Raw genomic sequence first — 13,416 nt, 5'->3', positions numbered from 1 at the left:
ACAGGCGCTCAGACCTCCAGCAGCACCGTGAACGGGCCGTCGTTGGTGAGCGAGACCTCCATCTTCGCCCCGAAGCGTCCCGTCTCCACCCGCGCGCCCAGCGCCCGCAGCCTGGCGCACACCTCCTCGACCAGGGGCTCGGCCACCGGGCCGGGAGCGGCGGCCTGCCAGGTGGGGCGGCGCCCCTTGCGCGCGTCGCCGTAGAGGGTGAACTGGCTGACGACCAGCAGGGGGACGCCGGTGTCCGAGCAGGACCTCTCCTCCCCCAGGATCCGCAGTCCCCACAGTTTGCGCGCGAGCCGGTCGGCCTTCTCGGGGGTGTCGTCGTGGGTCACCCCGACCAGCACGCACAACCCCTCCCCGGTGATCTCACCGACGGTCTCTCCCGCGACGACGACCTTCGCGCCGCCGACCCTCTGCACCACAGCTCGCATACCGACCATCATGCCGCCCCGGTCGTTCGCCCGCCGACCGCCGCCGGATGGGTGGCCCGGACTGCACGCAGGGTGCCCGCGGTGGCACGATGCGTGCAGCACGGTGCGCACGGTGGCCTGCGGCGTATCCGTGACGGGCCGTGGCACCGCGTTGTGGTCCACGGCGAAGGGGATGAGGGGCACACAGAAGATGAGCACTGCCGGAACCGGGCGGACACCCGGAGCCGTACGGGCGGCCCGCGAGGCCGAGTCCACCACCACCTCCGCCGCCCCGGCCTGCGCCGCGGGGGCCGCCGGGGCCGCTTCGGCCGGACCGCCCGCCGGCCGGGACGGCGCGTTTGCGGCGGCCACGCACGACACCGGGCCTCCCGAGCTGACCGGTCTGCGACTGCCCCAGTTGCGCGAGCTGCGCCGCCAGGCGCAGCAGGAGGAGGCCGACCTCAGCTACGTGCGGCGGCTGATCCAGGGCCGCGTCGACATCCTCCGCGCCGAACTGGCCCGCCGCAGCGCCGCGGACGTCCCCCTGATCGACCGTCTGGCGGAGATCCTCGCCGACGCTCCCCCGCCCGGCCGGGGCCCCGCGCGCTCGGCCCGCCACGTGACGCTGCGCACCCCGCGCAGCGAGGAGTACCGGCGGCTGGCCGAGGAGGTGCTCGCCGAGGTCGAACTGTCCGACCTCACCGCCCGCACCGACGCCGAACTGCACGCCGCCATGGCACGGCTGGGCGGGCACGAGCACCGGATCTCCCGGCGCCGCCGGGCGCTCCAGCGGACGGCGAACGGGTGCAGCGCCGAGATCGCGCGCAGGTACCGTGAGGGCGAAGCACGCGTGGACGACCTGCTGCCCTGACCCCGGGGGCGGTCGTCCCCCCCCTACACCCAGGGAAGGCCGCCCATGTCCGCCAGCACCACCCCGCCCGCGAACGCCCCCGCTTCCGGTGAGCGGCCCGCCGTGTCCTCCGGCGCACGGAGCGGCAAACAGAGCGGCACGCGGACCGGGGCGCGGACCGGAACACGGCCCTCCACCGAGCTCCCGGTCCTCGCCGAGGTCGTGCGCTCGGGGTTCACCGAGGGGAGCCACCGCGGTTCCGTGGTGGCGCTCGGCCCGGACGGCGGCGTGGAGTGGTCGCTGGGCGAGGTGACCGCACCGGTCTACCCCCGCTCCTCCAACAAGCCGATGCAGGCGGCGGCCGTACTCCACGCCGGCCTGGAACTGTCGGGCGAGCGGCTGGCGCTGGCCGCCGCCAGCCACTCCGGCGAGCCCTTCCACCTGGAGCTGGTGCGCACCATGCTCGCGGAGCACGGGATGACCGAGGACGACCTGGGCTGCCCGCCCGACCTGCCGCTGGACCGCGAGGAGGCCGACCGGTTCCTGGCGGCGGGCTCGCGTCCCTCCCGCACCGCCATGAACTGCTCGGGCAAGCACACCGCCATGCTCGCCGCCTGCCGGGTGAACGGCTGGTCCGGCGCCGACTACCTCGACCCCGGCCACCCCCTCCAGGTGCTGGTGCGCGAGCGGATCGAGGCGGCCGCGGGCGAGCCGGTCGCGCACACCGGCACCGACGGCTGCGGCGCCCCGCTGATGGCGATCTCCCTCACCGGCCTGGCCCGTGCCTTCCACTCCTTCGTGCTGGCCGCGCCGGGCACCCCGGAGCGCCGGGTCGCCGACGCCATGCGGGCCCACCCCGAGTACGTGGCGGGCACCCGGCGCGAGGACACCCGGCTGATGCGCGGGGTGCCGGGCGCGCTGGCGAAGGTGGGCGCCGAGGCGGTCCAGGCGGTGGCACTGCCCGACGGCCGCGCGCTGGCGGTCAAGGTCGAGGACGGCGGGCCGCGGGCGCTCGGCCCGGTCCTGGCCCGGACGCTCGCGCGGATGGGCGTGGAGTCCCCGGTACTGGCGGAGATCGGCGACGCTCCGCTGCTGGGCGGGGGGCGGCGGGTGGGGGAAATCCGCGCGACGTTCTGAGACGGGCGGCCCTAACGTAATCCCCATGGACTCGAACGCCCCTGACATCCGCACCATCACCGAGGACGAGTACCCGGGCTGGGTGCGCGCTCTGCGAGCGGGTTTCCTGCACTCCGCGGAACTCACCGCCGAGGAGCTCGCCGCCCGGCGCGGCGCGATCGAACCGGACCGCACCCAGGGGGCGTTCGAGAACGGCCGCTGTGTCGCCACCTTCCGCACGCTGCCGCAGCGGCTGACCGTACCCGGCGGCGCGGCAGTGGACTCCCTGGCCGTCACCAACGTCTCCGTGCTGCCCACCCACCGCCGCCGCGGGCTGCTGACGCGGATGATGCGCGACGCGCTGGCCGACGGGCTCGAGCGCGGGGACGTCTGCTCCACGCTGGACTCCGCCGAGTACCCGATCTACGGCCGCTACGGCTACGGTCCGGCCACCTGGTCGACCGACTGGACCGTGGACGCCGCCCGCGCCGGGCTGGACCCGCACTGGTCGCGCCCGGAGGAGGAGGGCGCCCGGATCGATCTGGTGGAGCCCGCCGAGGCGCGCGTCCTGGGCGCCGCGCTGCACGAGCGGGTGCGCGCGCTGCCCGACCGGCAGGGCATGACCGACCGCACCGAGCGCTGGTGGAAGCTGAACACCGGTGCGATCGACTGGCCCGGCAGCGGTTTCACCCCGGCCTTCCACGCCGTGTACCGCGACGCCGCGGGCCAGGTGCGGGGGCTGCTGGCGTACACCGCCGACGACCGCTGGGAGAACGAGGCGCCACGCCTGAACGCCCGCGTCCGCGACCTGATCGCCGCCGACGCCGCCGCCGAGCGGGCCCTGTGGCACTTCCTGCTCTCCATGGACTGGGTCGCCACCGTCCACTGCCGCCGGCTCGCCCCCGACTCCCTCCTCCCCAGGCTGCTGCCGAACCCGCGCGCCGCCCGGATCACCTCCCACGCGGACTTCCTGTGGCTGCGCCCGCTGGACGTCCCGGCGCTGCTCCGAACCCGTACGTACCCGGTCTCCGGCACGCTGGTGCTGGAGCTGGAGGACCCGATGGGCCTCGCCGGAGGGCGCTTCCTGCTGGACGCCTCCCCCGAGGGCGCCACCTGCACCACCACCACGCGCTCGGCCGACCTCTCGACGGGGGTGGGCGCGCTGAGTTCGATGTACCTGGGGGACGAGTCCGCCTCGCGGCTGCGGGAGCTGGGACGGCTCGACGAGGAGCGCCCCGGCGCGGCGGCACTGGCGGACGCCCTGCTGCGCACGGGCCGCCGGCCCTGGGCACCGGACGTCTTCTGACGCCCGCCGGGGCGCGGCCGCGGGGAGAGAGCCGGTGACGCCGGCCGGTGTCACCGGCTCTCTCCCCGCCCGTGTCCCTCCCGCTGCCCGGCCCCCCGGCCCAGGAGGTACGGGCCCGCGACGGCCCCGGCCACCGCCAGGTAGAGGGGCATGAGCTTGAGCGCGAAGGGCATCGAGGCGCCCAGGACGACCTCGGTGGCGAGGCCGGTCGCCACGGCGGCCAGTTCGCCCAGGAGGAAGCCGGCGACGATGCCGGCGAGTGCGGCGAGTAGGTGTTTCACGGTCTTCTCGCTCTCTCGGATCGGGGTGTCTACAGGTACGAGGGGCCGGTGACCCGGCCCCGGAAGGTCAGCCACAGCCACACCTGGGCGGCCGTCAGCAGCGGTGTCACCGCCAGCACCGCCGGCACCAGCAGCCCGAGCGCCGCGTCACCGGCCGCCGAGCCGGCCAGGGGCAGCCGTGCTCCCGCGGCGAGCGGCGGTACGGCCATGGCCAGTGCGGTCAGTGCGAAGGTGGACCGCTCGCCGGCGCCGCCCGCGGGCAGCCGGGCGCGGCGGCGGAGGCCGCCGGTCAGCCGCAGCGCGGCGAAGGCCGCCCCGTGGACGGCGAACAGCGCGGCCACGCCCAGCGAGGTGAGGACGGCGGCCGCGCCCGCGGCCGGTGCGGCGGGGTCGCCGGTGAGCAGCCCGGCCAGCAGCCACCCCCAGGCGAGGGCCGCCGTCCAGCTCCCGGCCGCGATCATGCCGTCGCAGAGCGCCCGCCAGGCGCGCCACGGTGCGCGCCCGCGCCACCACAGGCCCGCGTCGCGCACGACCCATCCGGCCAGCAGGGGGACGAGGACGGCGGACTGACCGCTGAACACCTCGCCCTCCAGTGCCGGGAAGCAGCCGATGAACACCCCGGCGGCGGCGATCAGCCACACCTCGTTGCCCAGGAAGAAGGGAGCGATGGCGGCCAGGACGGTCCGCCGCTCGTCCGCGTCGCGCCCCAGGTGGTGCAGGAGCATGCCGACGCCGAGGTCGGCGCCGCCGAGCACGAGGTAGCCGGCGGTGAACAGCCCCAGCAGGGCGGCGGCGAGGGTCTCCACGGCGGTCTCCGCTCTCCGTACGGCTTTGGGTACGGCTCTCAGTAGGTGGGCATGGGGCCGGGGTCGCGTTCGGCGGGCGGCCCGCCCCGCGGTGCCCCCTCGTCCCGCCCGGGCTCCCCGGGTCCTCCGGGGTTCCCGAAGTCCCCGAGCGCGACGGCGCCGGGGCCCCGGCGGGCGGTGCGCAGCAGCAGCCACCAGTTGACGGCCAGCAGCAGCGCGAAGAGCGTGGTGAAGACGGTCAGCGAGACCCGCATCCCGCCGGCCGACACGTCCGAGAGCGCGTCCTCGGTCCGCAGCAGCCCGTGGACCACCCACGGCTGGCGTCCGGCCTCCCGGAAGACCCAGCCCGCCGTCATCGCCACGTACGGCAGCGGCACCAGCGCCATCAGCAGCAGGTGCCAGGCCCGGAAGCGGAGCACGGCCCGGCGGAAGCAGGCCAGCAGCGCCGAGCCGGCCGAGGCGTACAGCATCAGCGCGAACGCCCCGAGCATCAGCAGCGCGGCGCCGCGCACCAGCCCCTGGGAGGGGACGTAGTCGCCCGGGCCGAAGCGCTCCGCCAGCTCCGCCTGGAGCCGCGCGATCTCGGCCGTCTCCGCCCGCCACACCGCGCTCTTCATCGGCTGGTGGCCGGCGATCGCGGAGAGCTGGAGCCCGCCGGAGGCCGCCGTCCACAGCAGCGCGGGCGGTGCGAGGAAGACCCCGATCCGCAGCGACCCGCGGAACAGCTCCGTGTCGGCCCCGGACAGTCGGGAGCCACCCCGCCGGCGGAGGTGGTAGGCGCTGATCCCGGCGACGAAGAACGCCGCCGTCAGCAGTGCGCCGCCCGCGACGTGCCCGAAGGCGAGCAGTGTGCTGGGGTTGGCCAGTACGGCGGGGGCGTCGGCCAGTTCGATGCCGTGCGCCGTCCTGGCGTACCCCACGGGGTTGTTGAGGAAGCCGTTGGCGACCAGGATCCAGTAGGCCGACAGGTACGCGGTGCCGGTGACCACCCACAGCAGGGCGCAGTGCAGCCGGGGGCCGAAGCGGTTCCAGCCGAAGATCCACAGCCCCAGGAAGGTGGACTCGACGAAGAACGCGACGATCGTCTCCATCGCCAGCGAGGCGCCGAGGACATCGCCCGCGTAGTGCCCGAGCCCGCTCCAGGCCAGGCCGAACTGGAACTCCATGACGATGCCGGTGGCGATCCCGACCGCGTAGTTGACGACGTAGAGCTGCCCCCAGAAGCGCACCATGCGCTCACGCACGGCCGCGCCCCGCCCGCCGTCACCGCCGCTCCCGCGCCGCAGCACCGCCCACGTCTGGACGGCGGTCACCACGGTGGCCAGGCCCAGCGTCAGCGAGACGAACAGGAAGTGCGCGGCGGCGGTGAGGGCGAACTGCCACCGCGCGAGGTCGAGTGCTCCGGTTCCGTCCACACCACCACCGTCGGCGGGCGGTGTGCCCCGGCGCATCGGCCCGTGGCGGACACCGGGGGTACGGCGCGGGTCGCGGCCGGGCGCGCGGACGTACCCCCGGGGTTGCGTCCGCGGGCCCGGGTCCCCTAGGGGACCCGGGCCCTCCGCCTCCCCCGCGCCGGCCGGCCCCTACTCCAGCCAGCCCGGCCTGACCATCCCCGACTCGTACGCCAGGATCACCAGTTGCGCCCGGTCGCGTACGCCGAGCTTGGTCATGATCCGGCTGACGTGCGTCTTGGCGGTGGCCGGGCTGAGCACCAGGCGGCGGGCGATCTCGTCGTTGGACAGGCCCTCGCCCACCAGGGTCATGACCTCGCGCTCCCGTCCGGTGAGCGTCCTGAGACGGGGCGAGGGGTCGGGCTGCCGCGCCCGTCCGGCGAACTCCGCGATCAGCCGGCGGGTCACCGCCGGGGCGATCAGCGCGTCACCGCGCGCCACGACCCGCACCGCGTGCAGCAGCTCCATCGGCTCGGTGTCCTTGAGCAGGAAGCCGGAGGCGCCCGCGCGCAGCGCCCCGTACACGTAGTCGTCCACGTCGAAGGTGGTCAGGATGACCACCCGGGTGTCCGGGAGCCGTTCGTCGGCGGTGATGCGCCGGGCGGCCTCCAGCCCGTCCACCCCGGGCATCCGGATGTCCATCAGCACCACGTCGGGCCGCAGCGCGCGCGTCAGCTCGACGGCCCGCGCTCCGTCCCCGGCCTCGCCGACGACCTCGATGTCGTCCTCGTCGCCGAGGATGGAGCGGAAGCCCGCCCGCACCAGGGTCTGGTCGTCGGCGAGGATGACACGCACCCGTCGCCCGTCGTGCTCTGCGGCCATGGCAGGAGCCTATGCCGCCCGGCCGCCCCCGCGCGGAGTGCGGAGACACTGTGGAACCCGCCACACTTCCCCCGGGGCCGGGTGCGGTCACGGCTCGCCGATCCGGTGCGGAACACACTCACCCATACGGCGCACAACCACGCAGAAGATATGCTCAGCGGCCGAATCCACCCTCTCCGCACGGAGCGGGCCGCCCTCCCGCCCGCGGTGTGCCGCGGGCGGGAGGCGTCGCCGCCGCTCCGTCCGCGGCCCGCTGACCCCGCGAGCCGCACGGTAGTGTTCGAGACGGACAGAGAGTACGTGCGACCATGACCGGGAGACCCCCGGCCCAGGCCGGCACCGCGCAGAGGGGAGGGGCCATGAGCGAGGTGAGCGACGGCATCGGCTACGCCGCCCTGTTCGACGCCGTCCCCACCCCCCTGTCGGTACTGGACCGGGGCTTCGTCTTCATGGAGGCCAACCAGGCATATCTGGAGATCACCGGACGCACCCGCGGCGAGTTGATCGGCCGCCATCTGTTCGACGTCTTCCCCGCCAACCCGGACGACCCGAACGCCGACGGCCCCGAAAACCTGCTGGCCTCTTTCCGGCGCGTACTGGAGACGGGCAGACCGGACACCATGGTCCTCCAGCGTTACGACATCCCCCGCCCCGGCGCCGGGGCGGGGTACGAGGAGCGGTACTGGAGCCCGGTCAACACTCCCGTCTTCGGCGAGGACGGCTCGGTACGGATGATCATCAACCGCGTCGAGGACGCCACGGCGTACGTGCGCGACAGCCTCGCCCACCCCACCAGCCTGACCGGTACCGGCAAAAGCCTGCGGGCGGTCGGCGGGAAGATCGCCGAATCCGAGCTGTACGCCCGCGCGCGGGAGCTGTACGAGCACAACGAGCGGCTGCGGCAGGCGCACGCCCGCGAGCACGAGGTGGCCCTCACTCTGCAGAAGGCCATGCTCCCCACGCACATGCCGCTGGAGCTTCGCAACGCGGCCGTGCGCTACCGGCCCGCCCAGGGGTCGCTGAACGTGTGCGGCGACTGGTACGACATCATCAACCTCAACGAGGACCGCTTCGCGGTGGCCGTGGGCGACGTCGTCGGCCGGGGCCTGGAGGCCGCCAGCGTGATGGGGCAGCTGCGCAGCGCCCTCAGCGCCGCCATGCTGGTCGCCGACGGCCCCGCGCAGGCGCTGTACGGCCTGGACCTGTACGCGCGCTCCCTCGACGGCGCACTGGCCACCACCGCCGTCAAGCTCGACATCGACACCCACACGCACACGCTCACCTACAGCAGCGCCGGCCACCTGCCCCCCATGCTGTGCCACCCCGACGGGTACACCGAGATACTGGACCAGGCCACCGACGTGCCCCTGGCCGCCCGGAGCAGGCCCTCGCACCGGCCGCAGGCGATCACCGCCTATGTGCCGGGCTCGACTCTCGTCCTCTACACCGACGGGCTGGTCGAGCGCCGCGAGGAGTCCATCGACGTCGGGCTGAAGCGGCTGTCGGAGAGCCTGGTCCGGCACCACGCCCTGGGGCCGGAGGAGATCGCCGACAACCTCCTGGAGGACCTCGGCATGAACCGGGGCACCGCCGACGACGCGGCCCTGGTCGTCATCAGGCTGTGAACGGCCGGAGCCGCGGCGGCGCGGCCGGTGCCGGTGGCCGGGCCGGGCCCGGTGACGGCGGCCGTCACCGGGCGGACCCCCCCAACGGCAGGCGGGCCTCCACCCGGTAGCCCCGGATGCCTCCCGTGCCACCCTCCCCGCGCACGTTCCCGGCGGTCAGCGCGCCGCCCAGCGCCCGCGCCCGTTCCGCCATCCCCTCGACACCGCTCCCCGGGGCGCTCCCGCCCGGCCCGCCACCGCTGCCCCGTCCCGCCTCCTCCGGCGCCCCGTGCCCGTCGTCCTCGATCCGCACCCGCACGGCGTCCTCCTCATGGCGGACGGTGACGACCGCGCGCCGCGCGCCCGAGTGGCGGACCGTGTTCGTCAGGGACTCCTGCACGATCCGGTACGCGGCCAGCCCCACCTGCGGCGGCACCGGCCGCTCCGGCCGCCCCTCGGCCACCAGGCGTGCGTCCAGCCCGGCCGCGCGTGCCCGCTCCACCAGGGCGCCCATGTCCTCCAGCCCGGCCGCGGGCGCGGTCGGCGCCGCCTCCTCGTCCGCCTGCCGCAGCACCCCCAGCGTGGCGCGCAGCTCGCGCAGGGCGTCGCGGCTGCCGGCCCGCACCGCCTCCAGCGCGGCCACCAGCTCCTGCGGCTCGCCGGACCGCCTGGCGTGCCGGTGCAGCGCGGCCCCGGACTGCACATTGATCAGCGACAGGCTGTGGCCGATCACGTCGTGCAGCTCGCGGGCGATGCGCAGCCGCTCCTCCACCGCGGACTGCCGCGCCCGTACCTCCTTCTCCCGCTCCGCCGCGACCGCCCGCTGCTCCGCCTCCCGCAGATACGCCTGCCGGTTGCGCTGGGCGTGTCCGGCCGCGATCACCCCGAACAGCCAGCCGGTGAGGAGCACCATCGCGGCGTCGTCCACATGGCGCCCGCCGCCCGGCCCGGCCGCCAGTTCGCCGTAGCCGACGGCCAGCATGGCCGGTACCGCCAGCGCCACGGCCGCCGTCATGCGTCCCTCGGCCGCGACCGTGTGGAGCGCGACGGCGAAGGCGATCACCGGCAGCGGGCTGTCGTACGGGTTGGCCGGGTAGTACACCGCCGCGCACAGCAGGACGGCCAGCGCCACCGGCACCGGCCGGCGCCGCCGCCAGTACAGGGCGCCGCAGGCGGCCGCGATCAGCGCCCAGTCCAGGGCCATCCCCGGCCACGGCTGGGGGGCGGCCGTCATCCGGTACGCGTTGAGCCCCGCCAGGACGAGCACGACCAACACCGCCAGTACGAGGACGGGGCGGCGGGACGCGGACGTCACGATCGGCGGCATGGGACGAAGCGTATGCGGGGGGGCGCGGGAGGAGGCCGACGCCCGGGCGGCGGGAGCGCGGCGGCACCTGCCGGAAAGCGGGCATACGTAGGCTGAAGGCGATCAGCCGCCGAGGCGGCGAGACGGTACGACGAGGAGGCATCCGATGTCCGACGCCCCGACCCCCGAGACCTCCGAGCCCGCACACGACCCGGAGGTGCTCCAGCTCGCGGCCAAGGTCTTCGACCTCGCCCGGGAGGGTGACACGGACACCCTCGCGGCGTACGTGGACGCGGGCGTACCGGCCAACCTGACCAACGACAAGGGCGACTCGATCCTGATGCTCGCCGCCTACTACGGCCGCACACCCGCCGTGCGGGCCCTGCTGGAGCGCGGCGCCGACCCCAACCGGGTCAACGACCGCGGCCAGACGCCCATCGGGGGCGCGGTCTTCAAGGACCAGGAGGAGATGGTGCGGCTGCTGCTGGAGGCCGGCGCCGATCCGGCCGCGGGCGATCCGTCGGCCATCGACACGGCGCGGATGTTCGGCCGCCACGAGCTGCTGAAGCTGCTCGGCGCGGAGTGAGCCGCGGCGCGGTACGGCCGGCCGGGGGCGCACGCCCCGGCCGGCCGTACCGCACGTCCCGCCCCCTCACACCGGGTACGGCAGTTCCTCCCGCCCCCGCCTCAGGACCAGCGCCCACCAGGCGAGCTGGTCCAGCAGGGCGCCGGCGGCCCCGGCCGCCTCGCCCGCCCGGCGCGGCTCGCCGTCCGGCCCGAACTCCCGCCAGACGTCGTGGAAACTGACGGTCTCCCGGATCGTGGTCGCGTGCAGCTCGGCGAAGACCGGTCGCAGCTGCTCCACCGCCCGCAGCCCCCCGCCCCGCCCGCCGTAGGAGACGAACCCGACCGGTTTGGCACGCCACTGGGGCTTCAGGGAGTCGATCGCCACCTTCAGTTCGCCGGGGAAGCTGTGGTTGTACTCGGGCACCACGACCACGACGGCGTCGGCGGCACCGACCCGCTCGCCGAGCGTCCTCACGTCCTCTTCGGGCCGCGCCAGGTCGATCACGTCGAGCTTCACGTCGTCGCGCCGCCCGGCCTGCCGGGCGAACCACTCCCCCACCGTGGTCACGAAGCGCCCCTCGCGCACGCTTCCGAGGATCATGGCGAGCCGGTACTGGTCCTGCCGTGCCGCTGCGGTCATCCCGTTCTCCCGTCCACTCGGTCGCGGCCTCACCGCGAGGCCACGACCGAGAACCTAGGATCTCAAGCTGACTTGAAGTCAACCCCCTGGCCGCGGGGGGGGTGTCGCGCCCTGCGCCGCGCGCCTTGGCGGCCGCCCGCGTCCGCCGCGCCCTGTCGTGACCGGCCCGTCATCACCGCGCGGAGGCGGCTCAGCGATCGTCGCCGGAGCCGCCGGGGTCCCGGCGGAGATGCCGATGGCGACGCCGCCGTTCCCCGGCCCGCTCCCGCCGTTGCTCCCGTTTCCCTCCGTCATGGCCACACCCTCCTCCCCTCCGCCCGCCCTCTCCGGCTGTGCGGGTGGCCGGAAGTCGCCCTGCCGCGCGCAGCGGCGGGGTCCGTACGCTGCGGGGTGGAGACCACCGGCCGGCACCGGAGCCGTGGCCGGGCCGGGCACGGGACCGAGGAGGCAGTGGGGTGGGGGACATGGGCGCGCGGCCGCTGACGTTCGTGGTGGGCACGGGGCGGAGCGGTTCGACCGCGCTGTCGCGCGTGCTGAACCTGCACCGGGACGTCCTCAGCCTCAACGAGCTGCTGGCCTCGGTCGGGTCCGAGGGGATGCCCGAGGAGGCCTTGGAGGGAGACGGGTTCTGGCGTCTCCTGGCCGAGCCCAACCCCACGTTCGACAGGATGATCCGCAGCGGCGCGCCCATTCCGGAGTTCCTCTACCCGCGCCGCCCCGGGCGCTTCTCGGCCGACACCACCGGCATCCCCAGGCTGTCCCTGATGGTGCTGCCGCACCTCACCGACGACCCCGACGGCCTGCTGGACGAGCTCGCCCCGCAGGTCTCCGCCTGGCCGCGCCGCCCGGTCGAGGAGCAGTACCGGGAGCTGTTCGGGCTGCTGTGCGCCCGGTTCGGGCGGCGGGCGGTGGTGGAGCGCTCGGGTTTCTCGGTGCGGTGGGTGCCCCGGCTGCGGGCGGGCTTCCCGGAGGCGGGGTTCGTCCACCTCCACCGCGGCGGCCCCGACTGCGCGCTGTCGATGAGCCGGCACACCGGCTTCCGGATGATCTCGATGCTGGAGGAGATGTACGCGCTGCTGGGTCTGGAGTTCGGCGACGAGCTGACGCCCGATCACGCCCGCGAGCTCCCGCCGGACCTGGCGGGGCTCCTGCGGGACCCGCTCGACCCCCGGCTGGTGTCCGACCGGGTGATGCCGGTGGCCCGGTTCGGGGAGCTGTGGTCGCGGCTGGTGACCGAGTGCCTGGAGCATCTGGCCCGGGTGCCGCAGGCGGCCCGGATGAGCCTGTCGTACGAAGACCTGCTGGACGCACCGGAGCGGGAGCTGTCGCGGCTGGCCGGGTTCGCCGGCGTGGTACCCGACGGGGAGTGGCTGGCGGCGGGCCGGGCGGCGCTCGACGCGGGCAGGCGCGGGGCCTCGCTGCGGCTGCCGCCGGACGAGCTGGAGGCGCTGCGGAGGGCCTGCGAGCCTGGGGAGCGGGCGCTCGCCGCGGTGTGACACAGGGGCGCCGCGGGGCTCGTCCGGGGAACGGCGGCGGTCGGTGGTCCCACCACCGGCATGTCGTACGGCGGCGTTACGTTGATCTTCGGCCGTCCGAGCCGGCAGCCGGCATCGGGCCCGGACCCGGACCCGGACCCGATGTCAGTGGGGACGGCTACGGTCCGCCCATGACCTCCCAGCACAATCAGAGCCCGTTCTCCGCACTCGGCCGTCTGACCGTCCTCGTCGAGGATCCGGACGACGCGCTGAGTTTCTACCGCGATGTCCTCGGACTGCGCGTGCTGTACGACCGGACGGTGGGCGACTACCGGTACCTGCACCTGGGCGTCCCCGGGCGGGAGGAGTCCGGTCTGTGGCTGATGCCCGCCACCGGCGAGGAGGAGCGCCGGCTGGTCGGGCGGCAGACCGGCGGGCAGCCGCTGCTCGTCCTCTACACCGACGACCTGGACGCGGTCACCGCGCGACTGCGCGGGCACGGCGTACGGATGTGGGACCTGCGGGAGGACGCCGACGGCGGATCGCTGCACTTCGCCGACCTGTACGGGAACGTGATCGTCGCGGCGCGGACACACGGCCGACGGTCCTGAGCCGGGCCGGCCGGCCCGGCTCGGGACCGTTCCGAAGCGGCCGCCGGCACCGGCGTCGCCCCGCGCAGCCGGGCCCGCCGGCGCGCGGTGGGGCTCGGTGGTGGCGGCCGCCGCCCACGGCCTGGCCCGGCGGTTCGGCTGCGCGGCCGACCACGTGCGCGCCCTGGA

14 protein-coding genes are annotated in these 13,416 nt (G+C 75.1%); 7 read left to right on the top strand and 7 right to left on the bottom strand.

Features of this window, described 5'->3' with window-relative positions:
• Positions 1 to 8: 8 nt before the first annotated feature.
• Positions 9 to 434 carry a D-aminoacyl-tRNA deacylase gene (gene dtd, locus ACGRHY_RS14970; protein WP_394635837.1) on the bottom strand — a complete coding sequence of 142 codons (426 nt, stop codon included), beginning with the start codon at positions 432 to 434 and terminating at the stop codon, positions 9 to 11.
• Positions 435 to 624: 190 nt separating this feature from the next.
• Here dtd and ACGRHY_RS14965 point away from each other — a divergent pair, with 190 nt between their 5' ends.
• From ACGRHY_RS14965 to ACGRHY_RS14955, 3 genes are read left to right on the top strand one after another with little or no spacing between them, the layout of a single operon-like run.
• A complete protein-coding gene (locus ACGRHY_RS14965; protein WP_394635836.1) occupies positions 625 to 1,284 on the top strand; it encodes an RsiG family protein in 660 nt (219 codons plus the stop codon).
• 45 nt (positions 1,285 to 1,329) lie between these two features.
• Positions 1,330 to 2,400 (top strand): asparaginase, encoded by a 1,071-nt coding sequence (locus ACGRHY_RS14960; RefSeq protein WP_394635835.1) that lies wholly within the window; start codon positions 1,330 to 1,332, stop codon positions 2,398 to 2,400.
• A 25-nt stretch (positions 2,401 to 2,425) separates the two neighbouring features.
• Positions 2,426 to 3,685, top strand: coding sequence for a GNAT family N-acetyltransferase (locus ACGRHY_RS14955; RefSeq protein ID WP_394635834.1), 1,260 nt, complete (start codon positions 2,426 to 2,428; stop codon positions 3,683 to 3,685).
• Positions 3,686 to 3,735: 50 nt separating this feature from the next.
• On the opposite strand, the gene ACGRHY_RS14950 is transcribed toward ACGRHY_RS14955, so the two are convergent.
• The 4 genes from ACGRHY_RS14950 to ACGRHY_RS14935 form a co-directional block, all read right to left on the bottom strand.
• Complete coding sequence (locus tag ACGRHY_RS14950) at positions 3,736 to 3,966, bottom strand: DUF5957 family protein (RefSeq protein ID WP_394635833.1); 231 nt, start codon at positions 3,964 to 3,966, stop codon at positions 3,736 to 3,738.
• Between the two features lie 29 nt (positions 3,967 to 3,995).
• Positions 3,996 to 4,772: a cytochrome d ubiquinol oxidase subunit II gene (locus tag ACGRHY_RS14945; RefSeq protein WP_394635832.1), complete on the bottom strand. Its 777-nt coding sequence runs from the start codon at positions 4,770 to 4,772 to the stop codon at positions 3,996 to 3,998.
• Between the two features lie 38 nt (positions 4,773 to 4,810).
• Positions 4,811 to 6,187, bottom strand: a complete 1,377-nt coding sequence (locus tag ACGRHY_RS14940) for a cytochrome ubiquinol oxidase subunit I (RefSeq protein WP_394635831.1) — start codon at positions 6,185 to 6,187, stop codon at positions 4,811 to 4,813.
• Positions 6,188 to 6,355: 168 nt separating this feature from the next.
• Positions 6,356 to 7,045 carry a response regulator gene (locus tag ACGRHY_RS14935; protein WP_394635830.1) on the bottom strand — a complete coding sequence of 230 codons (690 nt, stop codon included), beginning with the start codon at positions 7,043 to 7,045 and terminating at the stop codon, positions 6,356 to 6,358.
• Positions 7,046 to 7,404: 359 nt separating this feature from the next.
• Here ACGRHY_RS14935 and ACGRHY_RS14930 point away from each other — a divergent pair, with 359 nt between their 5' ends.
• Positions 7,405 to 8,670 carry a PP2C family protein-serine/threonine phosphatase gene (locus ACGRHY_RS14930; protein WP_394635829.1) on the top strand — a complete coding sequence of 422 codons (1,266 nt, stop codon included), beginning with the start codon at positions 7,405 to 7,407 and terminating at the stop codon, positions 8,668 to 8,670.
• 64 nt (positions 8,671 to 8,734) lie between these two features.
• On the opposite strand, the gene ACGRHY_RS14925 is transcribed toward ACGRHY_RS14930, so the two are convergent.
• A complete protein-coding gene (locus ACGRHY_RS14925; RefSeq protein ID WP_394635828.1) occupies positions 8,735 to 9,976 on the bottom strand; it encodes a sensor histidine kinase in 1,242 nt (413 codons plus the stop codon).
• Positions 9,977 to 10,121: 145 nt separating this feature from the next.
• Between ACGRHY_RS14925 and ACGRHY_RS14920 the strand changes: the two genes are divergently transcribed.
• A complete protein-coding gene (locus tag ACGRHY_RS14920) occupies positions 10,122 to 10,541 on the top strand; it encodes an ankyrin repeat domain-containing protein (RefSeq protein ID WP_394635827.1) in 420 nt (139 codons plus the stop codon).
• Between the two features lie 66 nt (positions 10,542 to 10,607).
• On the opposite strand, the gene ACGRHY_RS14915 is transcribed toward ACGRHY_RS14920, so the two are convergent.
• Positions 10,608 to 11,162: an NADPH-dependent FMN reductase gene (locus ACGRHY_RS14915; protein WP_394635826.1), complete on the bottom strand. Its 555-nt coding sequence runs from the start codon at positions 11,160 to 11,162 to the stop codon at positions 10,608 to 10,610.
• 464 nt (positions 11,163 to 11,626) lie between these two features.
• Between ACGRHY_RS14915 and ACGRHY_RS14910 the strand changes: the two genes are divergently transcribed.
• Together ACGRHY_RS14910 and ACGRHY_RS14905 are read left to right on the top strand one after the other, a co-directional pair.
• Positions 11,627 to 12,658 (top strand): sulfotransferase, encoded by a 1,032-nt coding sequence (locus tag ACGRHY_RS14910; protein ID WP_394638058.1) that lies wholly within the window; start codon positions 11,627 to 11,629, stop codon positions 12,656 to 12,658.
• A 170-nt stretch (positions 12,659 to 12,828) separates the two neighbouring features.
• Positions 12,829 to 13,248 carry a VOC family protein gene (locus ACGRHY_RS14905; RefSeq protein ID WP_394635825.1) on the top strand — a complete coding sequence of 140 codons (420 nt, stop codon included), beginning with the start codon at positions 12,829 to 12,831 and terminating at the stop codon, positions 13,246 to 13,248.
• Positions 13,249 to 13,416: the final 168 nt, after the last annotated feature.

The organism is Streptomyces shinuiensis (assembly GCF_043660855.1).
GTDB lineage: Bacteria > Actinomycetota > Actinomycetes > Streptomycetales > Streptomycetaceae > Streptomyces.
This window is presented reverse-complemented; position numbering and strand designations above follow the sequence as displayed.

Bases quoted from the DNA above. Each gene is read 5' to 3' on its own strand.
- ACGRHY_RS14905 (WP_394635825.1), top strand. From the start codon at position 12,829: ATGACCTCCCAGCACAATCAGAGCCCGTTCTCCGCACTCGGCCGTCTG.
- ACGRHY_RS14935 (WP_394635830.1), bottom strand. From the start codon at position 7,045: ATGGCCGCAGAGCACGACGGGCGACGGGTGCGTGTCATCCTCGCCGAC.
- ACGRHY_RS14910 (WP_394638058.1), top strand. From the start codon at position 11,627: ATGGGCGCGCGGCCGCTGACGTTCGTGGTGGGCACGGGGCGGAGCGGT.
- ACGRHY_RS14960 (WP_394635835.1), top strand. From the start codon at position 1,330: ATGTCCGCCAGCACCACCCCGCCCGCGAACGCCCCCGCTTCCGGTGAG.
- ACGRHY_RS14920 (WP_394635827.1), top strand. From the start codon at position 10,122: ATGTCCGACGCCCCGACCCCCGAGACCTCCGAGCCCGCACACGACCCG.
- ACGRHY_RS14925 (WP_394635828.1), bottom strand. From the start codon at position 9,976: ATGCCGCCGATCGTGACGTCCGCGTCCCGCCGCCCCGTCCTCGTACTG.
- dtd (WP_394635837.1), bottom strand. From the start codon at position 434: ATGCGAGCTGTGGTGCAGAGGGTCGGCGGCGCGAAGGTCGTCGTCGCG.
- ACGRHY_RS14955 (WP_394635834.1), top strand. From the start codon at position 2,426: ATGGACTCGAACGCCCCTGACATCCGCACCATCACCGAGGACGAGTAC.
- ACGRHY_RS14965 (WP_394635836.1), top strand. From the start codon at position 625: ATGAGCACTGCCGGAACCGGGCGGACACCCGGAGCCGTACGGGCGGCC.
- ACGRHY_RS14930 (WP_394635829.1), top strand. From the start codon at position 7,405: ATGAGCGAGGTGAGCGACGGCATCGGCTACGCCGCCCTGTTCGACGCC.
- ACGRHY_RS14915 (WP_394635826.1), bottom strand. From the start codon at position 11,162: ATGACCGCAGCGGCACGGCAGGACCAGTACCGGCTCGCCATGATCCTC.